Here is a 26,773-nt window from a genome sequence, read left to right on the forward strand (position 1 = left end):
AAGGAGCGGCTCATGGCGCAGGGAAAATTGCGACTGGGTGTGAATATCGACCATGTGGCTACGGTGCGCAATGCGCGGGGCGGTGACACGCCAGACCCGCTGCGCGCGGCCTTGCTGGCCGAATCTGCGGGTGCGGACGGGATAACGGCGCATCTGCGCGAAGACCGCCGCCATATCACCGACCCCGATATCGAAGCCTTGGTTAAAGGGCTGACCGTTCCGTTGAATTTCGAAATGGCGGCAACCGATGAAATGCAGGCGATTGCCCTGCGTCACAAACCCCATGCGGTTTGCATCGTGCCTGAAAAACGTGAGGAACGCACCACCGAGGGCGGATTGGAGGTGGCGCGTGAGGAAAACAAACTGGCCCATTTCATCGCCCCTTTGCAGGACGCGGGCTGTCGCGTGTCAATTTTCATTGCCGCTGACAAGCGCCAGATCGAAGCTGCGGCACGGATTGGTGCGCCTGTGATCGAATTGCACACGGGGGCTTACTGCGATGCCCATGCCGAAGGTCACTTTGATCTGCGCGACGCGGAATTCGCCAAATTGCGCGATATGGCGGCTTTTGGCGCAGACCTCGGGTTAGAAGTTCACGCAGGTCACGGGCTGACCTATGACACGGTAAAACCCATTGCCGCTTTGCCCGAAGTACAGGAACTGAACATCGGGCATTTCCTGATCGGCGAGGCAATTTTCACCGGTCTCGAAAATGCCATTCTGCGGATGCGGGTCTTGATGGATGAAGCCCGAGCAGGCCTGTAATGCTGACGCCGGAATTCATCCTGTTGTGGTTCGGCTGGCTTTTGGCGGGGGGCAGCCCTGGCCCTGCGACCCTTTCAGTGGCGGGCACGGCGATGCAACGGGGGCGGTCTGCGGCCTTGATGGTGGCGCTGGGCATATTGGCGGGCTCTGCCAGTCTGGGGCTGGCCGCGGCGCTGGGTCTGGGCGCGATCATGCTGGGCAATGCTTGGGTGTTTGAAATCATCCGCTATTTTGGCGCGGCCTATCTGTTGTTTCTGGCGATTAAAGCGCTGCGGTCTTCGCTGCGCCCTGCGGATGAAATTGTGGGGACGCCATTTACCGGTGGGCCGCGCCGGTTGTTTGCCAAAGGCATGGCGCTGCACCTGACCAACCCCAAGGCGATCCTGAGCTGGGGGTCCATTTATGCGATTGTGGCGCCTCATGATGCAAGTTTAGGGGAATTGTTCACATATTTCGGGGTGCTGTTCATGGCCTCTATTCTGGTGTTCATCAGCTATGCCTTTCTGTTTTCCACCCCGGGGATCGTGCGTGGCTATAAAAAGGCGCAGCGCGGGTTCAATCTGGCTTTTGCGGGGTTCTTCGGCTTTGCCAGCATCAAAATTCTGACGGCGCGGATCACATGATCCTTGGGATTGGCACAGACCTTGCGAATATCGACCGGATTGCAGGCACGCTGGATCGGTTCGGGGACCGCTTTCGCAACCGCGTGTTTACCGATGTGGAACAGGCCAAGGCCGAACGGCGCAAAGACACGGTCGGCACCTATGCCAAACGCTGGGCCGCCAAAGAGGCCTGTTCCAAGGCGTTGGGTACAGGGCTGCGCATGGGGATTGCGTGGAAAGACATGTCCGTGCGCAACCTGCGCACCGGCCAGCCGGTGATGGAACTGACGGGCTGGGCCGCCAAGCGGTTGGACGATCTGACCCCCGCAGGGCACAAGGCCACAGTGCATGTTTCCCTAACAGATGATCACCCTTGGGCGCAGGCCTTTGTGGTGATCGAGGCTACACCAGTTGACTAAATCCCTTTGAAGGGTCATGTAGCCAAGACATCAGAACACAGGCGGCGACTATGGCAGATAAAAGCGTAAAATCGGGCGGTATTACAGAAACATTCAAGACCATCTTTTGGGCTTTGTTTCTGGCAGGCATCATCCGCACCATTCTGTTTCAACCGTTCTGGATTCCGTCAGGCTCGATGAAATCAACGCTTTTGATTGGGGATTTCCTGTTCGTCAACAAATTCACCTATGGCTACAGCTGGGCGTCCTGCCCAACCCTGCGCGGTTTCAACTTTTGCGGCTTTGCCAAAGACTGGGATGGCCGACTGTTCGGTGGAGAGCCCGAGCGCGGTGATATTATCGTATTCAAACACCCCGCCAGCGAGGCGGATTTCATCAAACGGCTGATCGGTCTGCCGGGGGATAAAATCCAGATGATTGACGGCGTTCTGCAAATCAACGGCACGGCTGTTGAAATGGTGCCAGACGGAAACTTTGTCGAAACCTATGACGCACAAGGCCCGATGGGCAATCTGCCCGCCTGTGGCAATGGCGCTGTGGGGCTTGGCGCTGACTGCGTTAAGGAACAATTCGTCGAAACCCTGCCCAATGGGGTATCGCATCTGACCCTGAACATCGCCGATCGTTCGGGTGACAATACCCCTGTTTATACCGTGCCTGAGGGCAACTATTTCTTCATGGGCGATAACCGCGACAACTCCACCGACAGCCGCTTTCGCCAGCCAAATGGCGTTGGCTTTGTCCCTGCTTCCTATTTAATTGGCCGTGCGGATCGGGTGATGTTCTCTTCTGCGGGCAGTTCCATTCTGGCGTTCTGGACATGGCGCGGGGATCGTTTCTTTAAGGCGTTGAATTGAAGCTGGCTGCCGAACTCCGTGAATTCAGTGTCCGTTTAGGGCATGATTTTTCTGATCCAGAAGTCCTGATTCAGGCGGTGACCCATTCGTCGCTGTCCTCGGCCACGCGGTCTGATAACCAGCGGCTGGAATTTCTGGGCGACCGTGTTTTGGGTCTGGTGATTGCGGAGGCATTGTCGGATCGTGATCCCACAGCCTCTGAGGGGCTGATGGCACCGCGGTTCAACGCATTGGTGCGCAAGGAAACCTGCGCCGACATTGCCCGCGATTTGGATCTGGGAGCGGCGCTGAAGATGGGCCGCTCTGAGATGATATCAGGGGGGCGCCGTAAACAGGCGATTCTGGCAGATGCAATGGAAGCGGTGATCGCCGCTGTCTACCGCGACGCCGGATTTGATGTGGCCCGCGCGTTGATCCTGCGTCTGTGGGACAGCCGGATCGACGCCGCCAAAGACGACGCCCGCGATGCCAAAACCACCTTGCAGGAATGGGCACAGGCCCGTGGCATGAAGCCGCCGCAATATGTAGAAGTGGGCCGCACAGGCCCGGATCATGCGCCGATGTTCGAAATCGAAGCACAATTAAGCAACGGGCTGAGCGGACAAGGCTCTGCCGAAAGCAAACGCAATGCGCAGCAAGAGGCGGCCAAGGCCGTTCTGGCGCAGTTGGAGACAGAAAATGACTGACACACGGGCCGGATTCGTGGCGCTGATCGGTGAACCGAACGCGGGGAAATCCACGTTGATGAACCGTATTGTGGGCGCGAAAGTGTCCATTGTGACTCATAAGGTGCAAACCACGCGGGCGCGTATTCGCGGTATCGCGATGGAGGGCGACAGCCAGATCGTTTTTGTGGATACGCCGGGGTTGTTCCGCACGCGGCGTAATCTGGACCGCGCCATGGTTGCGGCAGCTTGGGCAGGGGCAGGGGATGCGGATATCACCGTTCTGCTGGTCGAGGCACATCGCGGCATGTCACCGGGCGTGCGGATGATCCTTGAAGAACTGGGCAATAAGGTTGGCAAGAACACCAAAGTTGCGCTGGCGATCAACAAGATCGACAAGGTCGAGGCATCCCGCTTGTTAGCGTTGACGCAGGAATTGTCCAACGCTTATCCGTTCGAAAAGGTCTTTATGATCTCGGCTGAAAAAGGCCACGGGGTTAAAGATTTGACCACTTATCTGGCGGAAACCCTGCCGCTAAGCCCGTGGCTGTATCCCGAAGACCAGATCGCCGATGTACCGATGCGGATGATCGCCGCAGAAACCACTCGCGAAAAACTGATGCTGCGATTGCATCAGGAACTGCCCTATTTCCTGACGGTGGAAACCGAAAACTGGGAACAGAAAAAAGACGGATCAGTGCGGATTGATCAGGTGATTTATGTGACCCGCGAAGGCCACAAAGGTATTGCGGTGGGGCCCAAAGGCGAAACCATCAAAGCGGTCAGCATGGCATCGCGCGAAGAATTAAAAGAGCTGGTGGGCGCTGAGGTGCATCTGTTCCTACAGGTTAAAGTGCGCCCGAAATGGGAAAGCGAAGCCGAACGGTTCACCGAAATGGGCTTGGATTTTAAAGACACGAAAGACTGATCCATGGTCCGTGTGACCAGTGATTTCTGGGTCAAAGCCTATCTGCGCCGCCTTGCTCTGGCTGATATTGCGGCGTTTGTGACAGCCAAAGGGGATGCTACCGCAGGGGCGGTTCTGATTAAACAAGCGCCCCTTGATGGCACGGCAACGCTGTTCCAGCGGTCCTATGATTTGGATGGAAACCGCGTTTGGGTTACTTTGGCCGCAGGGGCAGAGCAAGATGTGGACGCGGCGGTAGCGCGGCAGCGGTCGTTTGATCCGGACATCTGGGTGATCGAGGTTGAAGACCGCGCAGGACGGCATCTGCTGGGCGAAGACGGACTGCGGGATTAGGGCCTGTAGGCGCGACTAACACCTTATTTTTCGGCGTTTCGCTTAAACGGGGCAGGCCCGCCATCGGAGCGAATCATTGCGATAGAATGAGGACGGTTTCATATTGATTGGAATTCATCGGGTGCAAGCTGGTCAGGGTTATGAGCAGCTTTCCTGAAAATTCTTATATTAATCAATATTTTGGTGACTTAGATGTTGAAAAAAGTCTTATTGTCGATCGCCTTCACCGTCCTTTCCTTGCCGCTACAGGCACAGGAATGGAATGAACTGGCGTATTATCTGGCCTATATCGGACCCGAAGATATGCGTTCTTCCCGTGGGGCGCCTGTGACCACGCTCGGCGGGGTGCTGCAACAGGATCGGGCTAATTTCCATCGGTTTGGGCTGCGTCACGCCCAAGATGAAAGTGATCCTGTCTTTGCTGATCGCGGTTTGCGGGCGCGCATACCGGATATGGTGAACGCAGGAGGTAACAATCGCGGCAGCCTTAGTCGCATGGCACGCAGTGGTCAGCCGTTTTTGGTGAACGTGTTTGTTTGCGGTTATGGCAATACGCCATCGGTGATCTATCTGGCTGGCGCGGGTGAGGATCATTCCGGGTGCTACTAAGCCGCGCTGCGGTTTTACATGGTAAATAGACGATTGCTTTTTGCCCTCTTGCCAAGTCTTGCGAACAGGTGAAAGCTGGTGCGATGAATGCAGCACATTTAAACACGCCCGTCGGGGTTCTTGGGGTGATCGAGCAAGACGGCGCGATCACGCAACTTGTCTGGGACGGTTGGACCGAGGGTGAGCTTACGCCCGTTTTACAGGACGCGCTGGACCAGTTGACCGCCTATTTCGCAGGTCGGCTGGATCGGTTCGATCTGCCCCTTGCACCCAAAGGCACGGAATTCCAGCAACAGGTCTATGCGGCCATGTCGGCGATCCCGCGCGGGGAAACCCGCACCTACGGCGAGATCGCTGCGGAACTGGGCGTGCCTGCACAGCCTGTGGGTCAGGCCTGCGGCAGCAATCCCATCCCCGTCATCATCCCCTGCCACCGCGTCGTTGGGACCGGTCATTTGGGCGGGTTTTCAGGGGATGGGGGCGTGGAAACCAAAGTGAAATTACTACAAGCCGAAGGCGCGTACTCGCTGTTGCTGTGAAAGGCCTGTAATGTCGATCTTTGTTTTTGGCGCTGTTTTATTCGCAGCATTGTTGCATGCCAGTTGGAACGCCATTGTCAAATTCGGCGATGATAAATTTCAGGGCATGGTGTTGTTATCCATTGCCCATGGGGTGATCGGGCTGGTGATGATCGCGGTGTTTCCCGCGCCCGCCCCTGAAAGCTGGTGGCTGTTAGCAGGGTCGATCCTGTGTCATCTGATCTATAAATCTTTCCTGACCGTGGCCTATATGCGCGGTGATCTTAGCCGCGTGTATCCTATCGCGCGGGGCACGGCGCCGATGATTGTGCTGGCGGTCAGTCTGGTGATCCTGTCCGATGTGGTGACAGGTACACAGATCGGCGGAATTCTTTTGGTGGGGCTTGGAATTGTGCTGATGGCGCGCGGTGTGTTTACCCAAGGCGAAGAACGGGGACTGATCCCTTTTGCCCTTATGGCTGCGGTTGGCACAGCGGGCTATTCGTTGTTTGACGGGTTGGGCGCGCGGGCCTCGGGCAATGCTTCGGGATTTGTGGGCTGGTTGTTTTTTCTGGATGCGTTCCTGTTCACCATCGGCGGGCTGGTGCTGCGGGGGCGTGCTGTGCTGCCCAGTTCCCCGCGGGTTTGGACCTTGGGGTTGATCGCGGGCTGTGCTTCGGTCGGGGCTTATTGGATCGCGGTTTGGGCGATGACGGTGGCTCCGATTGCCCTGATCACGGCCCTGCGCGAGGTTTCGGTGCTATTCGCGGTGCTGATTGGCATCCTGTCCTTTAAGGATAAGGCAGACGCGGGAAAGCTGATCGCCGCTTTGGTGATCGTCTTGGGGGTTATCGCAATTCGAATTTAGCGGGTGCAGGATTCAACGGGCACGCCGCCGTTTTACGATTTCTGCGGGATGAGTTGTTGCAGGATGCCTGCGATCAACAAATAAATGCTTGTCCCTGCCAGTATGGTTGTGACCAGCGGGCCGGGGTGAAAATTAACCCAAGCCGCCATGCCAGCGGTGGCCGTCCAGACCAGTGCCACAGGCAGGCTGATCCAGCGCCAGCGCTCCGTGCGCACAGGGTGGATAAACTTCAGCGGCGTGAACATTGTGATAGCGCAGGCCACCACCAGAAACAGAATAATCCAGAAATTCGGCTCGGTCGCAAAAATCACCAGAACCAGCATATTCCACGTGGCGGGAAAGCCCGAAAAGCTGTTGTCTTTGGTCTTCATCCGCGTGTCGACCATATACAAGGCAGAGGTGTACGTGATGATCAGGATACAAACCCAACCAGTCCAGTCCGGCAGCATGCCGCTTTCGAACAGGGCAAAGGCCGGGATAAAGATGTAGGTCAAATAGTCGATGATCAAATCAAGGATCATACCGTCATATTGCGGCGAGTTTGTTTTCACATCGTATTTACGTGCCAGTGGCCCGTCGATCCCGTCCACAATAAACGCCACCACCAACCACAGGAACATCAGGTCCCATTTGGCATCCACAGCCGCCAACATGGCCAGCATGGCAAAGACAGCACCAGTGGCAGTGAAGAGATGAACCGAGAGAGCTTTGATCTGTTGTGTCATGGGCGTTTTCATACAGTTTTTTGCAAAAAAGGCGACCTTTAACCGCCTTTGGGGTGGGCTTTTTTGTAGACGGCCATCAAGTGGGCCTGATCCAGCGCGGTATAGGCTTGGGTTGTGGACAGGGATGCATGGCCCAGCAATTCCTGAATCGCACGCAGATCGCCGCCTGCTTCCAGCAGATGCGTGGCAAAAGAATGGCGCATGGCATGGGGGGTGGCGGTGGCGGGCAGGCCCAGTTGCATGCGGGTCTGTTCCATCACTTTTTGAATGTGACGCGGGTTCAGGGCTTTGCCTTTTTTACCCAGAAACAGCGGGCTGTCGGCGGTCTGGCTAAAGGGGCAGAGCGCTAGATAGCTGTCTACGGCCTTGCGCGCGGCTGGCAGGACGGGGACCACACGATCCTTTTCGCCCTTGCCGCGAATTCGCAATGTCTCGCCTAGCGGGGCGGCGGCGCAGGTCAGGCCCAAAGCCTCGGATATGCGCAGGCCGCAGCCGTAAAGCAGCGTGATCACAGCGGCGTCGCGTGCGCCGGTCCAACCGTCCAGCGTTTGCAATTCAACGGTTTCGATCATGGCCTTCGCCTGATCCTGCGCCATAGGGCGGGGCAGTTGCGCTTTGAATTTCGGGGCGCGGGTGGCAAGAGGAGCGGTGACTTCAACGCCCTCGGATTCACCAAGCCAGCGGTAAAAGGATTTCACGGCGGATAACTCGCGTGCCAGCGATCGGGGGCCAACGCCGCGCCGCCGCTCAAACGCCATCCAAGCCCGCATGTCGGCAATTTTCACTTCGCCCAATTTAGAAAGGCCAAGGTCGCCGCCCAGATGGTTGGTCAAAAAGCCCAGAAAGCCGGAAACATCGCGCTGATACGCTTCAACCGTTTTGACCGAGGCCCCTTGCAAAGCTGTAATACTGGACAACCAGCGCCCCAACAGATCGAATGCGCCGCTTGCGGCTGGCATTATTTCAACCAGCGGCGTAGCACACGTTCAAAGGCGCTGGCGAAAAACACCAGCAGGTCTGCGCCTTTTTGCGGAGTGAATTGATCGTTGGTGGATGACCCCAGCACCAGCATCGCGGGCAGGTTTCCCTTGCCCAGATCAAGACGCAGCAAGGCCTCGGATGTGACGGTTGGTGCGGCATCGCCGAACAGCACCGGATCAGGGTCTTGCAGGGTGCGCAGGGTAACGGGGCGCACCGATGTGGCCCGCCCCCGTGAAATATAGTCTTGCACAGCCCCGGGTGCACAGAAACACACACCACTGCCAAATTCGGCCTGAAGCTGTGTTTCCATTTCAGGGGTGGCGGCAGGACTTTCCAGAACCAGACGGGCCGAGGCCACATTCAGGATCCGGCCCAGTTCGTCTTGGAGCAATACCAGAAATTCCGCAAAAGTCAGCGGTTCCAGAATCGCCAGCGTGGCGCGGTGAATCTGGTTGGTACTGGCCAGATTGTCATAGGCCGCAGCGATCACATGGCGGTGGGTGTCTTCCAGCCGGTTGAGGCGGGCCTCAAGCCGTTCCAGCGCGATGGCGCGCAGGTCGATAACATTTTTGCCACGCGCCACCTCGTCTGCCGAGATAAGCGCGCGCATGATATCGCGGTCTTCGAGAACCTGAATAGGGTCGGATAGAATATGTTCACGCACCGCATCTTGCGGTTTCGCTTGCTCTGCCATTCGCTACGCCTCGTAACTACTGCGGGCGTTACAGGATCTTTTGCCCTGTCTTCGCCCAATCCTTCATAAACGCTTCCAGACCTTGGTCTGTCAGGGGGTGTTTTGCAAGGCTGTGCAGCACGCTGGGTGGCGCTGTTACCACATCTGCGCCAATTTTGGCACAATCGGACACGTGATTTGCAGTGCGGATAGAGGCTGCCAGAATTTCAGTGTCATAGGAATAGTTGTCATAAATCAGGCGGATATCTTCGATCAGTTGCAGCCCGTCCAGATTGATATCGTCCAGACGCCCGATGAACGGAGAGATAAACGACGCGCCCGCTTTAGCCGCCAAAAGCGCTTGGTTGGCGGAAAAACACAGGGTCACATTGACCATGGTGCCTTCAGAAGACAGGGTCTTACAGGTTTTCAGACCGTCCCAGGTCAAAGGCACTTTCACCGCGATATTTTCAGCGATTTTCGCCAGCTTGCGGCCTTCTTGGATCATATCGTCATAGTTCAGGGCAACCACTTCGGCGCTGACAGGGCCATCAACCATGGCGCAGATTTCTTTGGTCACTTCCAGAATGTCACGGCCCGATTTCATGATCAGGGACGGGTTGGTTGTCACACCATCCACAAAGCCCAGATCATTCAGTTCGGCGATTGCATCCACATCGGCGGTATCAACAAAAAATTTCATCCCAAGGGTTCCTTGTGTCAGGTTGGTTTCTTGCGCGTGGCTTGCGCAGGTGTCATGTTGGGGTTTATCGCAACACGCCGTGAATGAGAACCCCGCTTATCGTGCCTGAATATACCGATCAAAGCTATTTTGAAGCGGGTCAGCTTGTGGCTGTTCTGACAGCCCAGCCGCTTGACCGTTTGCTGGACTATAAGGCCCCCGCTGGCGGCTGTTTTCTGGGCGCTTACGTCGAAGTCCCCCTTGGCCCGCGCAAGGTCATCGGTGTGGTTTGGGGCGTGGGGCAGGGCGGCTATGACCCGAAAAAGATTCGCCCGATCATCGGTGTGATCGACGTGCCCCCCATGCGCGAGGAAATGCAAAAGTTCCTTGCCAAAGTCGCGGATTACACGCTGACGCCTTTGTCGGCCATGCTGCGGCTGGCCACCCGTGCGCCGGGGTTGACCGATACGCCCGGAATGCGGCGGATCTACGGGCTGGGGGATGTGGAACCGGACCGGATGACCCCTGCGCGGGAAAAGGTGATTGGCGTTCTCGAAGACCATGACGGCATGCGGTTCACTGCGGGGGAACTTTCGGCGATGGCGGGGGTGACGTCTTCGGTGGTAAAGGGGTTGGTCAAGCTGGGGGTTTTGATCGAATATGAAACCCCGCGCGATGTGGCCTATCCCCATCTTGATCCGCAACAGGCAGGTAAAAAGCTGACTGGCGATCAGGCGCGGGTATCGGCGATCCTGCGGGAAAAAGTGGCGGATCAAACCTATTCCACCGCCCTGCTGAAAGGTGTCACAGGGTCGGGGAAGACCGAAGTGTATCTGGAAGCCGTGGCCGAATGCCTGGCCCAAGGTCGCCAGGCGCTGGTGTTACTGCCCGAAATCGCCCTAACGGTTGAATTTCTGGACCGCGTCGAGGAACGCTTTGGCGCGCGCCCTGCGGAATGGCATTCGGGCGTCACGGTCACCGAACGCCGCCGGTGTTGGCGGATGATCGGCGAAGGCAAGGCGCAGCTGGTCGTCGGCGCACGGTCTGCATTATACCTGCCGTTCCAAAATCTGGGCCTGATTGTGGTGGATGAGGAACACGACCAATCCTACAAACAAGAAGACGGTGTTCTATATAACGCGCGGGATATGGCGGTGCTGCGGGCGTCTATCTGCGGGGCGACGGTGGTGTTGGCCAGCGCGACGCCCTCGCTTGAAAGCTGGGCCAATGCCAAGGCGGGGAAATACCAACGTTTTGATCTGGCCCAGCGGTTTGGTGCGGCGGAATTGCCCGATATGCAGGCGATTGACCTGCGCAAGGATGAACTGGCCAGCGGGCATTGGATATCTGACACGCTTGCGCGCGAGGTCTTTGCGCGGCTGGATCGCAAAGAGCAATCCCTGCTGTTCCTGAACCGCCGCGGCTATGCGCCTGTGACGGTCTGTCGGGCCTGCGGGCATCAGATTGGCTGTGACGATTGTGATGCGCGGATGGTGGAGCACCGCTTTCAGGGCCGCCTGATGTGCCATCAATGCGGTGAAACCAAACCCATGCCCGAGGTCTGCCCGTCCTGTCAGGCCGAAGGTAAACTGGCCGCTGTCGGCCCCGGTGTGGAACGGCTGGCCGAAGAAGCCGAAGCGCGATTCCCCGATGCCCGCATCGCCGTGTTGTCGTCTGATATGTCCATGACCGCACGTAGTCTGAAAGAGAGGATCAAATCCATCGCAGACGGCGAGGCCGACATTATCATCGGCACGCAACTGGTGGCCAAGGGCCATAACTTTCCGCTGTTGACCTGCGTTGGCGTGATCGACGCGGATCTGGGGCTGCAAGGCAGCGATTTGCGGGCTGCGGAGCGGACCTTTCAACTGATCCGTCAGGTGGCGGGGCGTGCGGGGCGGGCCGATAAAAAAGGCACTGCCTATATCCAGACCCTGCAACCCGATCACCCTGTTATTCAGGCGATTCTATCGGGCGAGGAAGAAGCCTTTTGGGCCGCAGAAGCTGCACAACGTGAACAGGCGGGGGTGCCGCCCTATGGTAAAATGGCGGGGATCGTGCTGTCTGGTCCCGATCTGGCGGTGGTGTTTGATGTGGCGCAATATATGGTGCGCAACGCCGAACCTCTGCACCGTATCAACGCTGAAGTCTTTGGCCCAGCGCCCGCGCCGATCGCACGTGTGCGCGGGCGGCACCGTGTGCGTATTTTGGTGAAAGCGGCCAAAGGCACCCAGTTGCAACCCGCACTGGCAGCGTGGCAGGCCAGCATAAAGCCGCCCAACAACCTGCGCATCAGCATAGATATCGACCCGCAGACGTTTTATTAGGCCCTATTAACCCTTTATCAGGGGGGGTTGCGCCGCTAAACACATGTGCAGAAGGCCAAAAGGGATCATTCAGATGACGGCGCGCATCCAGCCACAACCGGGAATTATGGACATCGAACTTTATGTGGGCGGCAAGGCCCATGTGGACGGCGTGTCCAATACGGTAAAACTTAGCAGCAACGAAAATCCTTGGGGGGCCAGCGAAAAGGCTAAACAAGCCTTTCGCGCGGTTGCTGGCAATCTGCATGTCTATCCGTCATCCGACCACGCCGAATTGCGCGGGGCGATTGCTGAAATCCACAGTTTGGACGCGGATCGGATCATCTGTGCTAACGGCTCGGATGAGGTGATTTCCTTTCTGTGTCAGGCCTATGCAGGCGAAGGCGATGAAGTTCTGTTCACCGAGCATGGCTTTTTGATGTATAAGCTCAGCGCCCAAGGCGCAGGGGCCACCCCCGTTTCTGTGCCCGAATCCAACCGTCACACGGATGTGGATGCCCTGTTGGCGGCGGCCACGGAAAATACCAAGCTGGTTTTTCTGGCCAACCCAAACAATCCCACGGGCACCATGATTCCTGAATCCGAAATTGCACGGCTGGCCGATGGTCTGCCTGAACAGGCGCTGCTGGTGCTTGACGGGGCATATGCGGAATATGTCGAGGGGTTTGACGGCCACGCGGCATTGGTCGACACTCGTGAAAACATCTTCATGACCCGCACGTTTTCCAAAATTTACGGCCTTGGGGCGCTACGGATAGGCTGGGGCTATGGCCCTGCGGAAATCGTCAACACGCTGCACAGGTTGCGCGGTCCGTTCAACGTAAATGCCGCCGCGATGGCCGCTGCCGAGGCTGCGGTGCGCGATGTGGAGTACACCGAAAAATGCCACGCGCAGAACAGCCAGTGGCGGGATTATCTTTGCGAACAGTTAAACGCGCTGGGCATTCCCTGTGATCCAAGCAACGCAAATTTTGTGTTGGCACGGTTCAGTTCCGAAGCCGAGGCGGATGCCGCAGATGCGGCCCTTGGGGCGGAAGGTCTGATCGTGCGGGCGGTGAAAAGTTATGGTCTGGCAGAGTGTTTGCGGATCACGGTCGGCAAGGGCGCGGATTGCAAACGGGTGATCGCGGTACTGGCGGCTTTTAAAGAAAGTTGGGCGGCGTGACGCAGATTTACAACAAAGTTGCCCTGATCGGGCTGGGTTTGATTGCGGGGTCCATGTCACTGGCCATGCGCCGCGCTGGGCTAGCGGGTGAAATCGTAGGCCATGCGCGCTCGGCTGAAACCCGTGCCACGGCGCTGGAAATCGGTCTGTGTGACTCCGTGTTTGAAACCGCAGCAGCGGCGGTTGCGGGCGCTGATCTGGTGGTTTTATGTGCGCCTGTCGGTGCGATGGGCGATATCGCGGCAGAAATCGCGCCCTATCTGGAACAGGGGACCACAGTTTCGGATGTGGGGTCGGTAAAAAAGGCGATCATCGACGCCGTGCTGCCCCATATGCCCGATCATGTGCATTTTATTCCGGCCCACCCGCTGGCAGGCACTGAACATTCCGGCCCCCGTTCGGGCTTTGCGGAACTGTTTGAAAACCGCTGGTGCCTGTTTACACCGCTGCCGGATACCGATCCCGAAAAACTGGAAAATCTGACCCGTTTCTGGACCGCCATGGGTGCAAATGTTGAAAAGATGGACGCCGAGCATCACGATCTGGTACTGGCCGTCACCAGTCACACACCCCATCTGATCGCCTATACTATGGTAGGTGTGGCCGAGGATTTGCAGCGGGTGACGAACAAAGAGGTCATCGACTTTTCCGCCGCAGGCTTTCGTGATTTCACGCGGATTGCGGCATCCGACCCGACCATGTGGCGCGATGTGTTTCTGAACAACAAGCAGGCCACGCTGGAAATTCTGGGCCGCTTCACCGAAGAACTGTTTGACCTGCAACGGGCGATCCGGCGGGGCGACGGGGATCATCTGTTCGAACATTTCACCCGCACCCGTGCGATTCGCCGTGGCATCATTGATGCAGGTCAGGACACGGATGCGCCAAATTTCGGACGTGCGCCGAAAAAGGACGCATAATTTGGCGGGATGGCGGATCATAGCTGTGGCCTGTGCCATGCTAAGCATCGGGGCTGTTGTGGCCGCGGCGGCGCAGGATCGGATAGCGCGCCCTGTGCTGCGCCCTTTGGCGCTGGAAGCAAAGCACAATAAGACCGCCGCGCCTGTGTTTGTGAACCGCCCCAAATTACGCCCGTTTGATCAAGGACAAAGCCGCCCCGCCGCCATGATACAAAAGGTGGTGCTAGAGCAAACCATTACCGAAGACATCACCCTGCGCAAAGTGAGTAAAGCACAGGAACCGGCCCAAACGCTGGCCAATGATCCGCCGAATTTGGTGACGGTGAAAACCGTTCTGGCCAATCCGCAAGCGGTAGCGCTGTCGCCGCGCCCGCAAACGCGGCCCTCAAACCTGCAACTGGCCATGGCTGTGCGCAAGGATAAAGCGGGCAAGCCGGTGAAATACCGCAAAAAAGGCTCGGTCTGCGGGATCAAAGGCATTCGCGGGTATTCGGTAAAGCGGGTGCGCGGCAAAGGGGGCTGCGGCATAAATAAACCCGTGAAAATCACCGAAATCGACGGCGTTAAGCTGACGCGTGAGGCTTTGGTGGGCTGCGATGCGGCCCGCGCGCTTTATGGTTGGGTACAGCAAAAAGCCAAGCCGACTGTCGGGCGTAGAGGCGGTGGTTTGGCAAAAATTCAAGTGATCGCAGGCTATTCCTGTCGCAATCGTAACAGTGCCAAAGGGGGGAGGTTGTCTGAACATGCAAAGGGTAATGCCATTGATATTTCAGGGTTTATCCTGAAAAATGGTACGTCCATGAGCGTGCTGCGCGATTGGCGTTCAACTGGCAGCGGGCCTACGTTAAAACGTCTGCACAAAACAGCCTGTGGGCCGTTTAAGACCGTGCTTGGCCCGAACGCCAACCGGTTCCACCAAGATCATTTTCATTTTGATGTGGCCAAACATCGCGGCGGTGGCAGCTATTGCCGTTAATCCTGTTTAGGGGTTGATCCGCAACTGCGGGGCGCGGCCGATTGGGAACGGTCCAATGGAAATGGTGCGGTTTTTGAACGACAAAGGCGCGTCGATTGTATCGGGGTTGCCCGACAGTTTCGCCAGCAGACCCAGCCCGCTTTCCAAAGTGCTGCGTAACTCGCTTGGGACAAACCCCGCGCTGACGCCCAGATCCAGCATATCCTGCCAGTTTTTCGCCCGCACCGCGATTTTGCCAGTGGGATAGCCCTCGGCATCAAAATCAACAGCACCGGTGGCCTGAAAATCCAACTGCCCCCAAGTGGCGGTGAACTCTTTGATGTCCAGCGTGGTCAGTTCGGGTTTACGCCCTTCAACCGCGTGGCGATCCCACGGCGCATCAAAGCCTGCGGTGGCATCAATACGCACGGTTTCAAACACATCAGGCAACAGATTGTCAGGGTCGATGATGTTTTTGAAAATCCGCGCGGGCTTTAAATCTTTGGTTTGGAGGAAAAGATCGTGGGCAAACGCCACGCCTGCCGCTTGCCGCGTCGCAACGCTTGCGGATTTCATTTCGGTAACCCAGCCTGCATTCGAGGTCAGCGTCACGGCGGCCAGTTCCGCGGTGGTTGCTTGCAGGGCCAGATCGGTATTGGCGTCGAACTTGATGCTGGAGCGCATGTCGTCGGATGTGACGGTGATGCGTTCCTTCGGGGTGGCGATGATCTGTTCATGGGGCCAAACGGCAATGGCGTGATTGGGTTTATAGCTGAGCATCAGAACTTCAAATTCCGGTGCTTGCCACGCCCAGCCCGTGGCCGGATCGGCAAGGTTCAGGTTGACCACGCGGGTGTCAAAGCGGCTGGGAAAACCCTGCACATCCAAACTGTCGTAATCCGCAACCCAGCCCGCTTCGCGGCGGTCTTGCAGCCATTTGGTCAGCGCAGTTTGCTGGGCGCTGGACCCGATCCACCAATAGCCGAACCAGCCTAACGTCACGACAATCAAGATACCAAAGAAAACACGAACCACGGCCAGCCCCTTTTCAATTCCGTTTCGCGCGGGTTATAGCATTCTGAAAGAGGTGAACCAGTGACAAATATGAACAGCGGCTTTTGGGTTTTCGGCTATGGCTCTTTGGTGTGGCAACCGGGGTTTGAATTTTCCGAACGCCAGATCGCGCGGATGAATGGATATTCGCGCAGCTTTTGCATGTGGTCGATCCATCATCGTGGCACCGAAGATCAGCCGGGGCTGGTGTTGGCACTGGATGCTGCAAAAGATGCCTATTGTGACGGGGTCGCATTTTTTGTGCCCGCTGAAACGGCCGAACAAACACTGGCTTATCTGCGCGAACGCGAGTTGGTTTCAGCTGCCTATCTTGAGGAAATCCACCCTGTGCAATTGCGCGATGGACGGCAAGTGGAAAGCTACGCCTATGTGATTGATCGCGATCACGTACAATATTGCGGGGATCTGACCTTGGAACGCCAAGCCGAGGTGATTGCCTCGGCTGTGGGCGGGCGGGGTCCGAATACGGAATATCTGGTTGAGGTCACGCGCCATCTGGCCGAACTGGGCCTTGGTGACCCTGATCTGGAATGGTTGACCCAGCGGGTCTTGCAGATGGGCGTAACGGTTTAAAACATTTTTGATTTGCCCATCCTAGGCAGACACAGCTGGGGATGGGCAGGATTTTAGCTTGGCTCGACGTTTAGGGTCATGCCGTCAGCGCTGCGAATACGGACGGTGTCACCCAGTTTGGTGGCCGCGCCCGCAGGCCATTTTGCCCGCCAGCGCATGCCTTCGATTTCAACCGCACCACTGGCCGAAGGGGCGTCGAAATCCAGCACTTTTGCAGTGCGCCCGATCAAATGGTTTGACCGCTGGTTCAATGTGTCGTGGGCTTTGGCCCCGTCGCCAAACCGTTGCACGGTCCAGCGGCCTGCAAAGGTCAGCCCGACAGACAGCACAGCAAACAGGGTTAGTTGCATTTCGCCTGACATATTGGGCACCAAAGCGTGTAGAACCGCCATCACCAATGCGGCAAGCGCGATCCAGATCAGCACCGCGGTGCCTGTCAGCATTTCCAGCGCCCCGATCACAAAGGCGGCGGCGACCCACCACCAAGGGGACAGGCCAACGAGGATATCAAGAACAGCCATGACGACTCCTGTTTAGGTTTTGCTGCCGGATGTGACCGCTTTGGCGATATCCGCAATCCCGCCTATAGACCCGATCAGCGAAGAAGCTTCGAGCGGGATCATGATGGTCTTGGCGGATGGGCTGGCGGCCACATCGCGCAGGGCTTCGGTGTATTTCTGCGCGACAAAGTAATTCACCGCCTGAATGTCCCCAGCTGCGATGGCCTCAGACACCATGCGAGTGGCTTCGGCTTCGGCTTTGGCCATACGTTCGCGGGCTTCGGCGTCCAGGAAGGCGGCTTCCTTGCGGCCCTCGGCCTCGCGGATTTGGGCCTCTCTTTCGCCTTCGGCTTTCAGAATAGCGGATTGCTTCATGCCTTCGGCTTGCAGAATCGACGCGCGTTTATCCCGTTCGGCTTTCATCTGGCGGGCCATGGCCTCGTTGATGTCCGGCGGCGGGGCGAGGTCTTTGATTTCAACGCGGGTGACTTTCACGCCCCAAGGATTTGCGGCTTCGTCAATCACAGTCAGCAGTCTGGCATTGATGACTTCGCGGTTGGACAGGCTTTCGTCCAGATCCATCGACCCCAGCACGGAACGGATGTTGGTCTGTGTCAGATTGGCCAACGCGCGGTAGAGATCACGCACCTCATAGGCGGCGGCGGCTGCATCGACCACTTGATAAAACGTCACCGCATCGGTCACAACCATAGCGTTGTCGCGGGTGATGACCTCTTGGCTGTCAATATCCAGCACGGTTTCCATCATGTTGATCTTGGCGCCCACTTTATCCATGAAAGGGATCAAAAAGCGCAAGCCCGGCTTTAGGGTTCGGGTGTAGCGGCCAAAGCGTTCAACCGTCCATTCCTCGCCCTGCGGGATGGAACGTACCATCATGAAAATGAGCACGATCGCAAAGACAAAAATCGCAATTGCAGTCAGGCCAATAGATTCAAATCCAGGTAGTTGGTCCAAAATGATCCCTCCAAAAGAACACGGATTACACCCACTATTTGGGGATTTCACAGGGTTTTTACAATGGTTTAGTTGCTAAATCGGGTGCAACATACCATTTGGCATCACTGAATGGACAGGTTAGGGTACGCCCAAGCAGGGAGCAGGCTCCAATACGATGTTGAAGGCAGACACGAAGATCGACCCGCACTTCACCCAACCGGTGCGGCAAATCCTGATGATGCTGATGTTTGTCGTCATCGTCGCAATCGGGGCATTTCTGTCCTATCAGTCGCTCTTGCCGATCTTTATGGCGAATATCTATCTGAACGGCTTTATCGGGCTGGTGTTCGTTTTCGGCATCATCGCCTGTTTCTGGCAAGTGTTTACGCTGGTCAGTTCGGTCAGTTGGATCGAAGGTCTGGCGCTGGATCGGCCGGGTCACGAGTTTGTGCAACCGCCGGGCTTGCTGGCCCCTTTGGCGCATCTGTTACGCAAACGCAGCGCGCGGTCCTCGCTGACATCGACCAGTACACAAAGCATTCAAGACAGCGTCGCCACGCGTCTGGACGAAGGCCGAGAGATCACCCGCTATGTGATCAATCTGCTGATTTTCCTTGGCCTATTGGGCACGTTCTATGGGCTGGCCACCACAGTACCTGCGGTTGTGGACACGATCCGTTCTCTTGCACCGCAAGAAGACGGCAGCTCGGTCGATGTGTTTGACAATCTGATGACCGGGCTGGAACGGCAATTGGGCGGCATGGGCACGGCTTTCGGGTCGTCCTTGCTGGGGCTAGCCGGATCGTTGGTTGTGGGATTGCTGGATTTGATGGCAGGTCGCGGTCAAAATCGGTTTTACCGCGAGCTAGAGGAATGGTTGTCCTCGATCACCCGCATCGGCATTGCCTCGGGCGACGGGGATATGGGCGGCGTTGAGAATTTCGCCATCGCAGATATGCTGGAACACACCACCTATCAAATCGAAAGCCTGCACGATCTTTTGCGCCAAAGTCAGGAACGCCGCGACGAAACCGACAGCCGCGTCGAACGTCTTGCGCAGGTGGTGGATCGACTGGCGGATGTGGCCGCTTCTGGTCGGGGGGGCGGGGAGCGTCTAGCCGAACAGATTGCCTATGGCCAGAAACAACTGATCGAGGCCGTGACCGCCTTGCCTGGACAGATGTCACGTTCGGAAAACAACGAAGTTTGGGATGCCGAGGCCAAGATGCGTCTGCGCAATATCGACGCCCAGATGCTGCGGATACTCGAAGAAATGACCGCGGGCCGCCAAGGGGCCATCAGCGAATTGCGCGGCGATTTGCTGGGGCTGACGTCAACCCTGCGGGCAGCGATCACGGCTTCTGAAGATCCGGCGAACAGGGGGTAATCCATGGCCCTGAACCGCCGCGCGGCGAACCGCTTTTCAGCGAATATCTGGCCGGGATTCGTGGACGCCATGACCGCGCTTTTGCTGATTTTGATGTTTGTGCTGACCATTTTTATGGTGGTGCAATTTGTTCAGCAGGAAAAAATCAGCGGGCAGGACAAAGAGTTGGACGCGCTGTCTACGGAAATTCTGGGCCTGTCGGATGCGTTGGGCCTGGAACGCACGCGGGCCGCAGGGCTTTCGGATAACGTGGATCAGTTGAACGCCAGTCTGACGGATGCACAAAGGCAGGCGCAACAACAAGCCGCGCTGATTGCATCGCTGAACGCACAATCAGATGAACAGGCCGCGCAGATTGCAGGATTTGAAGAACAAGTCGCATCCCTTTTGGCCCGCAACACCGATCTGGATACGCGCCTGTCTGATAGCCAGAACCGTGTCTCGGTACTGACGGATCGCGCGGCGGCGTTGGATCAATCCGTAGCGGATGCCGCTGATCGCGAAGCGGCATTGCAAGACCAGAACCGTCTGTTGCTAGCAGATAAAGACGCGCTGGAGCGGGCCAATTTGACGGTGCTTTCCCAGAAAGAGGCGTTGCAACTGGCGCTGGCACAGGCACGGGATGAAATCGACGCAAGCACCGAGGCCGCCCGTCTGGCCGCCGCAAAACGCGAGGCTCTGGAAGGGCTGATCGCGGATTTGCGTGCGGATGTCAGTGACAAACAAGGCTCGCTTGCCGATGCGCTGGCGCTGCTGGCCAGCACGCAGGGGGATCTGGCGCAATCGCGCGGATCGCTGAGTGATGCTTTGGCGCGGATCAGCACGACGAATTCCGAACTGGCCGAAACCCGTGGCGCATTGGGGCAAGCACAAAGCGCCTTGGAGGCTGACCGTGCGGCCCTTGCTGCGGCGCAATCCAACAATGCGGCCCAAGGTGAAGCACTGGCCAAAGCGCAGGCGGATTTGGTGGCGCGGGGGCTAACCGAGGAAGAATTGCGGGCCAGAATAGAGGTTCTGGTGAACGGGTTGTCGGACGCGGAAAAGGCCAAGTTGGCCGAAGCCGCCGCCGCTGCTGCGCTGCGCGAAAAGCTACAAGGGGCCGAGGATGAATTGACTGCTATGACCCTGTCGCTTGAGGCGAAACGAAAAGAGGCCGAGGACACCTTGACCCTGTTGGCGGCGGCCAAGGCGGAATTGTCGGCGGCGGATTTGGCAGCGGCAGAAAATATGACGGCGCAGGAAAAGCAGGCGGCATTGCTTTCTGTGGCGCGTCAGGAACTGGCGGCTGAAAAGGCGGTCAGTCAGGAGTCGGCGCGCAAACTGGCATTGTTGAACCAACAGACGGTAGAATTGCGCAGCCAATTGGATCGTTTGCAAGGCTTGCTTGATGCATCCAATGCGGCGGATTCGGCCAGTCAGGTGCAAATCGAATCTCTTGGGGCGAATTTGAACACTGCCCTTGCACGGGTTGCGGCAGAGCAAAAGAAACGGGTGGCCGAAACCGAAAAACGCATTGCGCTGGAAGAGGCCGAGCGGGAACGGCTAGAAGCCGAGGCAAAAGACCTCAAGAAATTCCGGTCTGAATTCTTTGGCCGCTTGCGCGATGTTCTAGGAGCGCAGGACGGCATTCGCATCGTGGGCGACCGCTTTGTGTTTTCTTCAGAAATTCTGTTCGCGGCGGGTTCTGCTGATTTGGGTGGACGCGGCAAGGAAGAGATCGCCAAAGTGGCCAGCATTATTCTGGATGTGGCCGATCAAATCCCGCCCGAAATCGACTGGATTTTGCGGGTCGATGGCCACACGGATAAAATTCCTCTGTCAGGTCTGGGTGAATATCGGGACAACTGGGAACTGAGTCAGGCGCGGGCCTTGTCGGTGGTGAAATACCTGATCTCTGATCTTGGGGTTCCAGCCAACCGTTTGGCGGCCAACGGGTTTGGGGAATTCCAGCCTATTGTAGACGGCGAAGGGCCAGAGGCTTTGGCGCAGAACCGTCGGATCGAGCTGAAATTTACCGAAAAATAGGCCTTGGTTCACAGTCAAGTTAATGGCGCGTGATCCACCTGCCTGCTAGGCGGTTTTCCAACCTTGTTTGCGGAACAGACCATGCACCCCATTCCTATTCTTATCGTTTTTTCCCTTGTCGTACTGGCAAGCCTGCTGGCAGCGCCCCGCCGCGTCAGTGTCGCCAGTTTCTTTGGCGGGAAGGCGGAAACAGGCGCGGCGCCGGGGCTGTGGGTGTTGGTGCTTAGTCAGGTAACCACGTGGATTTTTGCCCGCTCGCTGATGAACGCGGCTATTCTGGGTTACTATTATGGCATCGCGGGGGTTCTGGCCTATGGGGCTTATTACATCTCGTTTTTGACCGGTGGCTTTGTGGTTGCGCGGTTGCGGGCCAAGGGGGCGCAATCGGTGCAGGGGTGGTTGAACCAACGGTTCGGCCCAATCGGAACCACCTGTTATAATCTGGTGATCGCCCTGCGCCTGTTGTCAGAGGTGTTTGCCAATCTGATTGTTATTGGCCTGATCTTCTCTGCGATCCTGCCGCAGTTCGCGCAGATGCAAAACAGTGTGGTGCTACTGGTCGGGCTGCTTGCGCTAGCCTACTCGGCTTGGGGCGGGCTGAGCGCTGCGCTGCGCACGGATGTTGTGCAAATGCTTCTGTTTCTGGCGGTCTTTGGCGCGGCTTTTCTGGCGCTGGTGGTCAGCCCCGAATTCGATCTGCTGGCGACAGTCACCGCAGACGGGACATCAGGATCTTATACTGGTTGGGTGCTGTTGGGGGTCGCGTTCTTGCAGGTGTTTTCCTATCCGGTGCATGACCCCGTAATGATGGATCGCGGCTTTGTCAGTGACGAGGCGACCATGCGCAAAAGCTTTCTGCACGCGTTTTGGATTTCCACGCTTTGCATCATTGCTTTCGGGTTTTTCGGCATTCAAGCCGCCCTTGATGGGGCCGCTTATGAAGGCCAACTGATCGGCACTTGGTCGCATATGCTGCCAGCTTGGATGTTTGCTGCGCTGATGGTTTCCTTGTTGGTGTCGGCCTTATCCACTCTCGATTCTGCCTTGTCTTCGGCTGCGCGGCTGGTGGTTGAAGAATTGCACCTTGCGCCGCGCAGCTTGACGGGTGGGCGCTTGGCGATGGTCGCCTTTGCGCTGGTCGGGGCGGGGCTGACGCTTTGGGGTAACCAAAGCCTGTTTGACGCAGTTGCAGTTTCGGGCACGGCGTCGATGTTTTTGACACCAGTTTTGTTGGTCGGACTGGTCGCAGGGCGCCCCATCGCGCTTTGGGCCTATCTGGTCAGCTTTGCGGCCTCGATCTTGGGGGCATTTGTCTATGTTCTAAGGGCGCAGGATGGCATTTCGGCGCTGCTGTATGACGGGCATAAATACGAGCAGCTTTTGCAAATTTGTATCGTGGTGCTTGTAATCGGATTTGGCGCGGTGCTGCTGGGCTCCGCCCAAAATAGGATGCTGCGCCGCGCGGCGGGGGTTAGCGTAAAGCGCGACCTTTAAGGATCGCATCTTTGCCAAAGCGTTCGCGGATGGCGTCGGTGGCCCGCTCGGCCTTAGCCCGTTTGGCGGCGTCTTGTTCCAGCAGATCCATATAGTGATCGGCCTCTTCGGGGCGGGTCAATTGGCTGATGCCAACACCGATCAGACGGAACGGACCTTTGCTAATCACCCCGTCCAGCATCTGGCGGGCGTTTGAATAGATTCGATCTGCCATCTGGGTCGGTTCGCTAAGGGTGAACGACCGGCTGAGCGATTTGAAAGTGGCGGTTTTCACTTTCAGTGTTACGGTTTTGCCTGCGTATTCCTTGGCTTTGGCGCGGTCTGAAACCTGTTCTGCCAGCCGCCAAAGATGCCCGTCCAGCAGGTCTAGGTTTCCCGTGTCTTCAAAAAATGTGGTTTCTTTTGAAATGCTTTTGACCGGATCGCGCCCTGTGATGCGGCGCTGGTCAAGACCGCGGGCCAGATGCCACAGACGGTCGCCCATTGTGCCATAGCGTTCGCCAAGCGCCTTCCTGTCGCGGCGGCGCAGGTCGGCAAAAGTCTGGATACCGTCACTTTGCAGTTTGCGTTGCAGCACGGGGCCCGCGCCCCAGATTTTCTTGATCGGCAGCGGTGCAATCAGGTCCAGCGTTTCAGCCTGCCCGATCACCGAAAACCCACGGGGTTTATCCAGATCAGAGGCCATTTTCGCCAGAAACTTATTGTGGGACAGGCCGATAGAGCCTGAAATGCCCAACTCGTCCTCCATCCGTTTGACAAGACGGGCGAGCATGATCGCGGGCGGCGCACCGTGCAGTTTTGCCGTGCCGGACAGGTCGAGAAAGGCCTCGTCCAGCGACAGGGGTTCCACAATCGGGGTCAAATCCTGCATCATGGCTTTGATGGCGCGCGAAACCTCGACGTAGGCGTCCATACGGGGTTTGACCACCACCGCATTGGGACACAGCTTTAGTGCCTGAAACATCGGCATCGCCGAATGCACCCCGTTGATCCGCGCGATGTAGCAGGCGGTTGATACGACCCCCCGTTTGCCGCCGCCGATGATCACGGGTTTGTCGCGGATTTCAGGGTTGTCGCGTTTTTCAACCGAGGCATAGAAGGCGTCGCAATCCATATGGGCGATGGACAGATTGAACAGTTCACTGTGGCGCAACACCCGTGGCGACGCGCAATGTTCACAGCGCGGTTTGGGCGCGCATTGTTTCAGACAGTCACGGCAGAAGGCGGGTATCGGCATGGGGTGAGTATCCCAAATTTCCCCTGCCAATACCAGTCAGCACGTGATGCTAAAGCTGAAAATCGGCGTGAGCTTTTTGCACGATCATTGTGGGACAGTTGCGTTTGCCGATACTGTTGATGATCACATACCAGACAATTTCACCGGGCCGTCCCGCACGGGAATATTCACAGCCCGAGGGATGGACCCACCAGCGGCTGTCGTGGCCCGCAGGTGGCATGTGTTCAGCTGCATGTGTGATTGAGTCTGCTTTTTTACTGAACAATCCGGCTTTTGCATTTGTCGCCAGCAAGCTGGTGCCCAGAATCGCGGCCAGTCCGATTTTTGTAAAGATATCCATTTCATGCTCCGTTTGTGTATTTGAAGCAAAGATCGCCGCAGAGGGTTACTGCGGGGTTAAAGATAAAATTACGTTTTGTCGGATTTGATTAAACTGGCGTCAGACTGGCTTTAGAGCGCCGCCAGTTCCGCCAGAATCGCCTGTGCGGCCGCCACGGGATCAGCGGCTTGAACAATCGGGCGGCCAACAACGATGTGGTCAGCCCCTTGCGCCACTGCGTATGACGGTGTTGCAATGCGTTTCTGGTCGCCAGATGCGGCTCCTGTGGGGCGTACGCCCGGGGTGACGATCAGTTTGCCCGCAGCCTCGGGCAGGGCGCGGATCAGGGCGGCTTCGTGCGGGGAGGCGATCACCCCGTCAGCCCCTGCAACCAGAGCGGCGCGGGCGCGTTGCACCACCAGATCCTGTATGTCGCCCGATTGGATCAGGCAGTCATCCAGATCGTTGCGATCAAGCGAAGTCAGGATGGTAACGGCAAGGATTTTCAGATCACTGTCCCCGCGACCCGCCACTGCGGCGCGCACCACGTGGGGGTCGCCGTGGACGGTCAGGAAATCCAGATCGAACTGTGTGATGCCTGCCACCGCCCGTTCCACAGTGGCGCCGATGTCAAAGAATTTCATATCCAGAAAGATGCGTTTGCCTTTTGATTTCAGCTCATTGGCCAGCGCAAGCCCGCCGCCTGTTAACATGCCCAGCCCGATTTTATAAAACGATACGCTGTCGCCCAACTGGTCTGCGATGGCCATACCATCCAGAACGTTCGGGACATCAAGGGCGACTATCAGGCGGTCATCAGCAGGCATGGCAAGGCTCCGATTGCAGGGTTTTCTGGGGTTTGCGATTGTGCTTGGCTAAAGTCAAGGCGGTTGGAGGATTTGCGGGGCTGTGAGGCCTGTGCCTTTGAAACAGGTTTGCGCGTTTGGGGGGGCTGTGGTATCTGGCGTGCACCGCAATTGGACGAACCGTATTGTTTCCTTCCTCTAAGTCTCCGCCGCGTTTTGTAACGCTTGTTTTGCTGACCGCCATTTCCGTGGTGTCGTTGAATATGTTCCTGCCTTCGCTGTCGAATATGGCGCGGGATTTTCAGGTGGATTACGGGCTGATGAACCTGTCCATCGCGGGGTATCTGGCGATTTCGGCGGTGTTGCAGATTGTTATGGGGCCTTTGTCTGACAGATGGGGGCGCAGGCCGATCCTGCTGTGGGCCATGGCGATTTTCACAGTGGCCTCTGTAGGGTGCTGGCTGGCCCCGAACATCTGGGTATTCCTCGGGTTCCGCCTGTTGCAAGGGGCGGTGATTGCGGGAATGGCGCTTAGTCGTGCGGTGATCCGCGACATGGCCCCGCCCCAAGAGGCCGCCAGTATGATGGGCTATGTGGCGATGGTTATGGCGCTGGCCCCGATGGTGGGGCCGGTGATTGGCGGCGTTCTGGACCAAGTATTCGGCTGGCGTATGACTTTTTTCCTGTTCGCGGTGATGGGGGCGGGCGTGTTCGCGCTGTGCTGGCGCGATCTGGGGGAAACCAACGCGGCCAAATCCGATACATTGATGGCCCAGTTTCGCACCTACCCTGCCTTGTTCGGATCGCGCTTGTTTTGGGGACATGTGGCTTGTCAGGCCTGTTCCGTCGGGGCGTTTTATACCTTTCTTGCGGGCGCGCCGCTGGTCGGGGAATCGGCTTTTGGTCTGACGCCTGTGATGCTTGGGGTCGGGATGGGGGCAATCACCGGGGGCTTTGTTTTTGGTAACTTTTTATCGGGGCGCTATGCGCGGCGCTATTCTTTGCCGTCCATGATGATTGCCGGTCGGATTGTGGCGATTGCGGGTGTTGGCTTGGGGTTTGTCCTGTTGGTGGCAGGCTTTTTACACCCTGTCGTGCTGTTCGGGTCCGTTGTGTTTATTGGCATTGGCAACGGGTTGACCCTACCGTCGAGCAATTCTGGCGCTTTATCCGTGCGCCCTGATCTGGCGGGCAGTGCCTCGGGGTTGTCAGGGGCGGCGGTTGTGGGGTTCGGCGCGGTGCTGACATCTGTCACCGGCGCGGTTCTAAATGAGGGTAACGGGGTGTTTGTTCTTATGGCGATCCTGTTTCTGGTCTGCATTCTGGGGCTGGTGGCCGCCTATGACGTGCGCAACACTTCAAAAGACGCCCAATAGCGCCTGATTCCCCTTTCGAATTTGCGAATTGGC

Annotated in this window: 29 protein-coding genes; 19 read left to right on the forward strand and 10 right to left on the reverse strand. The window is 57.4% G+C overall.

Features of this window, described 5'->3' with window-relative positions; translation table 11 throughout:
- The first annotated feature begins 12 nt into the window (after positions 1-12).
- From GGE09_RS20845 to GGE09_RS20890, 10 genes are all read left to right on the forward strand, one after another.
- Positions 13-765 (forward strand): pyridoxine 5'-phosphate synthase, encoded by a 753-nt coding sequence (locus GGE09_RS20845; protein WP_309748085.1) that lies wholly within the window; start codon positions 13-15, stop codon positions 763-765.
- Positions 765-1,388, forward strand: a complete 624-nt coding sequence (locus tag GGE09_RS20850; protein ID WP_309748087.1) for a LysE family translocator — start codon at positions 765-767, stop codon at positions 1,386-1,388. The genes GGE09_RS20845 and GGE09_RS20850 overlap by 1 nt, the downstream gene beginning before the upstream one ends.
- Complete coding sequence (gene acpS, locus GGE09_RS20855) at positions 1,385-1,786, forward strand: holo-ACP synthase (RefSeq protein ID WP_309748088.1); 402 nt, start codon at positions 1,385-1,387, stop codon at positions 1,784-1,786. The genes GGE09_RS20850 and acpS overlap by 4 nt, the downstream gene beginning before the upstream one ends.
- Positions 1,787-1,836: 50 nt before the next feature.
- Positions 1,837-2,643, forward strand: coding sequence for a signal peptidase I (gene lepB, locus GGE09_RS20860; protein ID WP_309748089.1), 807 nt, complete (start codon positions 1,837-1,839; stop codon positions 2,641-2,643).
- Positions 2,640-3,329: a ribonuclease III gene (gene rnc / locus GGE09_RS20865; RefSeq protein WP_309748090.1), complete on the forward strand. Its 690-nt coding sequence runs from the start codon at positions 2,640-2,642 to the stop codon at positions 3,327-3,329. The genes lepB and rnc overlap by 4 nt, the downstream gene beginning before the upstream one ends.
- Positions 3,322-4,236: a GTPase Era gene (era, locus tag GGE09_RS20870; RefSeq protein WP_309748091.1), complete on the forward strand. Its 915-nt coding sequence runs from the start codon at positions 3,322-3,324 to the stop codon at positions 4,234-4,236. The genes rnc and era overlap by 8 nt, the downstream gene beginning before the upstream one ends.
- 3 nt (positions 4,237-4,239) lie before the next feature.
- On the forward strand, positions 4,240-4,569 hold the full coding sequence (locus GGE09_RS20875; RefSeq protein ID WP_309748092.1) for a DUF1491 family protein: 330 nt from the start codon (positions 4,240-4,242) through the stop codon (positions 4,567-4,569).
- Positions 4,570-4,761: 192 nt separating this feature from the next.
- Positions 4,762-5,178: a hypothetical protein gene (locus tag GGE09_RS20880; RefSeq protein ID WP_309748093.1), complete on the forward strand. Its 417-nt coding sequence runs from the start codon at positions 4,762-4,764 to the stop codon at positions 5,176-5,178.
- Positions 5,179-5,261: 83 nt separating this feature from the next.
- On the forward strand, positions 5,262-5,717 hold the full coding sequence (locus GGE09_RS20885; RefSeq protein WP_309748094.1) for a methylated-DNA--[protein]-cysteine S-methyltransferase: 456 nt from the start codon (positions 5,262-5,264) through the stop codon (positions 5,715-5,717).
- A gap of 10 nt (positions 5,718-5,727) precedes the next feature.
- Positions 5,728-6,564, forward strand: a complete 837-nt coding sequence (locus tag GGE09_RS20890) for a peptide ABC transporter permease (RefSeq protein WP_309748095.1) — start codon at positions 5,728-5,730, stop codon at positions 6,562-6,564.
- Positions 6,565-6,596: 32 nt separating this feature from the next.
- On the opposite strand, the gene GGE09_RS20895 is transcribed toward GGE09_RS20890, so the two are convergent.
- The 4 genes from GGE09_RS20895 to fsa are packed head-to-tail and all read right to left on the reverse strand — an operon-like array spanning position 6,597 to position 9,646.
- Positions 6,597-7,289, reverse strand: coding sequence for a CDP-alcohol phosphatidyltransferase family protein (locus GGE09_RS20895; RefSeq protein WP_309748096.1), 693 nt, complete (start codon positions 7,287-7,289; stop codon positions 6,597-6,599).
- A gap of 38 nt (positions 7,290-7,327) precedes the next feature.
- Positions 7,328-8,248, reverse strand: a complete 921-nt coding sequence (locus GGE09_RS20900) for a tyrosine recombinase XerC (RefSeq protein WP_309748097.1) — start codon at positions 8,246-8,248, stop codon at positions 7,328-7,330.
- Complete coding sequence (locus tag GGE09_RS20905; protein WP_309748098.1) at positions 8,248-8,964, reverse strand: DUF484 family protein; 717 nt, start codon at positions 8,962-8,964, stop codon at positions 8,248-8,250. Before GGE09_RS20905 ends, GGE09_RS20900 begins: the two co-directional genes overlap by 1 nt.
- Positions 8,965-8,992: 28 nt before the next feature.
- Positions 8,993-9,646 carry a fructose-6-phosphate aldolase gene (gene fsa, locus GGE09_RS20910; RefSeq protein ID WP_309748099.1) on the reverse strand — a complete coding sequence of 218 codons (654 nt, stop codon included), beginning with the start codon at positions 9,644-9,646 and terminating at the stop codon, positions 8,993-8,995.
- Positions 9,647-9,729: 83 nt separating this feature from the next.
- On the opposite strand from fsa, the gene GGE09_RS20915 reads away from it, so the two are divergent.
- From GGE09_RS20915 to GGE09_RS20930, 4 genes are all read left to right on the forward strand, one after another.
- Positions 9,730-11,952, forward strand: coding sequence for a primosomal protein N' (locus GGE09_RS20915; RefSeq protein WP_309748100.1), 2,223 nt, complete (start codon positions 9,730-9,732; stop codon positions 11,950-11,952).
- Positions 11,953-12,025: 73 nt separating this feature from the next.
- Complete coding sequence (hisC, locus tag GGE09_RS20920) at positions 12,026-13,117, forward strand: histidinol-phosphate transaminase (RefSeq protein ID WP_309748101.1); 1,092 nt, start codon at positions 12,026-12,028, stop codon at positions 13,115-13,117.
- A complete protein-coding gene (locus tag GGE09_RS20925) occupies positions 13,114-14,037 on the forward strand; it encodes a prephenate/arogenate dehydrogenase family protein (protein ID WP_309748102.1) in 924 nt (307 codons plus the stop codon). Before hisC ends, GGE09_RS20925 begins: the two co-directional genes overlap by 4 nt.
- A 1-nt stretch (position 14,038) precedes the next feature.
- Positions 14,039-15,013, forward strand: a complete 975-nt coding sequence (locus GGE09_RS20930; protein ID WP_309748103.1) for an extensin family protein — start codon at positions 14,039-14,041, stop codon at positions 15,011-15,013.
- A 6-nt stretch (positions 15,014-15,019) separates the two neighbouring features.
- Here GGE09_RS20930 and GGE09_RS20935 read toward each other — a convergent pair whose 3' ends face one another.
- The gene (locus GGE09_RS20935) at positions 15,020-16,027 is read right to left on the reverse strand and encodes a DUF2125 domain-containing protein (RefSeq protein ID WP_309748104.1); all 1,008 of its coding nucleotides are present in this window, start codon (positions 16,025-16,027) and stop codon (positions 15,020-15,022) included.
- 69 nt (positions 16,028-16,096) lie between these two features.
- Here GGE09_RS20935 and GGE09_RS20940 point away from each other — a divergent pair, with 69 nt between their 5' ends.
- Positions 16,097-16,639, forward strand: a complete 543-nt coding sequence (locus tag GGE09_RS20940) for a gamma-glutamylcyclotransferase (protein ID WP_309748121.1) — start codon at positions 16,097-16,099, stop codon at positions 16,637-16,639.
- A 53-nt stretch (positions 16,640-16,692) separates the two neighbouring features.
- Here the strand turns inward: GGE09_RS20940 and GGE09_RS20945 are convergent, their stop codons facing one another.
- On the reverse strand, positions 16,693-17,160 hold the full coding sequence (locus tag GGE09_RS20945) for an NfeD family protein (RefSeq protein ID WP_309748105.1): 468 nt from the start codon (positions 17,158-17,160) through the stop codon (positions 16,693-16,695).
- 12 nt (positions 17,161-17,172) lie between these two features.
- Complete coding sequence (locus tag GGE09_RS20950) at positions 17,173-18,114, reverse strand: SPFH domain-containing protein (RefSeq protein WP_309748106.1); 942 nt, start codon at positions 18,112-18,114, stop codon at positions 17,173-17,175.
- 157 nt (positions 18,115-18,271) lie between these two features.
- Here GGE09_RS20950 and GGE09_RS20955 point away from each other — a divergent pair, with 157 nt between their 5' ends.
- The 3 genes from GGE09_RS20955 (at position 18,272) to GGE09_RS20965 (ending at position 23,002) form a co-directional block, all read left to right on the forward strand.
- Positions 18,272-19,483, forward strand: a complete 1,212-nt coding sequence (locus tag GGE09_RS20955) for a biopolymer transporter ExbB (protein ID WP_309748107.1) — start codon at positions 18,272-18,274, stop codon at positions 19,481-19,483.
- 3 nt (positions 19,484-19,486) lie between these two features.
- Entirely contained in the window at positions 19,487-21,508 is a 2,022-nt protein-coding gene (locus GGE09_RS20960; protein ID WP_309748108.1) for a peptidoglycan -binding protein, read from the forward strand.
- An 81-nt stretch (positions 21,509-21,589) separates the two neighbouring features.
- Positions 21,590-23,002, forward strand: a complete 1,413-nt coding sequence (locus GGE09_RS20965) for a sodium:proline symporter (protein WP_309748109.1) — start codon at positions 21,590-21,592, stop codon at positions 23,000-23,002.
- Here the strand turns inward: GGE09_RS20965 and GGE09_RS20970 are convergent.
- From GGE09_RS20970 to pyrF, 3 genes are all read right to left on the reverse strand, one after another.
- The gene (locus GGE09_RS20970; protein ID WP_309748122.1) at positions 22,980-24,233 is read right to left on the reverse strand and encodes a DNA polymerase IV; all 1,254 of its coding nucleotides are present in this window, start codon (positions 24,231-24,233) and stop codon (positions 22,980-22,982) included. The two genes, GGE09_RS20965 and GGE09_RS20970, sit on opposite strands and share 23 nt — an antisense overlap.
- Positions 24,234-24,288: 55 nt before the next feature.
- Positions 24,289-24,579 carry a hypothetical protein gene (locus tag GGE09_RS20975; RefSeq protein WP_309748110.1) on the reverse strand — a complete coding sequence of 97 codons (291 nt, stop codon included), beginning with the start codon at positions 24,577-24,579 and terminating at the stop codon, positions 24,289-24,291.
- Positions 24,580-24,689: 110 nt separating this feature from the next.
- Entirely contained in the window at positions 24,690-25,385 is a 696-nt protein-coding gene (gene pyrF / locus GGE09_RS20980) for an orotidine-5'-phosphate decarboxylase (RefSeq protein WP_309748111.1), read from the reverse strand.
- A gap of 164 nt (positions 25,386-25,549) precedes the next feature.
- Between pyrF and GGE09_RS20985 the strand changes: the two genes are divergently transcribed.
- Positions 25,550-26,740 (forward strand): multidrug effflux MFS transporter, encoded by a 1,191-nt coding sequence (locus GGE09_RS20985; protein WP_309748112.1) that lies wholly within the window; start codon positions 25,550-25,552, stop codon positions 26,738-26,740.
- Positions 26,741-26,773: the final 33 nt, after the last annotated feature.

Source organism: Roseobacter sp. N2S (assembly GCF_031454055.1).
Classification (GTDB): Bacteria; Pseudomonadota; Alphaproteobacteria; order Rhodobacterales; family Rhodobacteraceae; genus Amylibacter.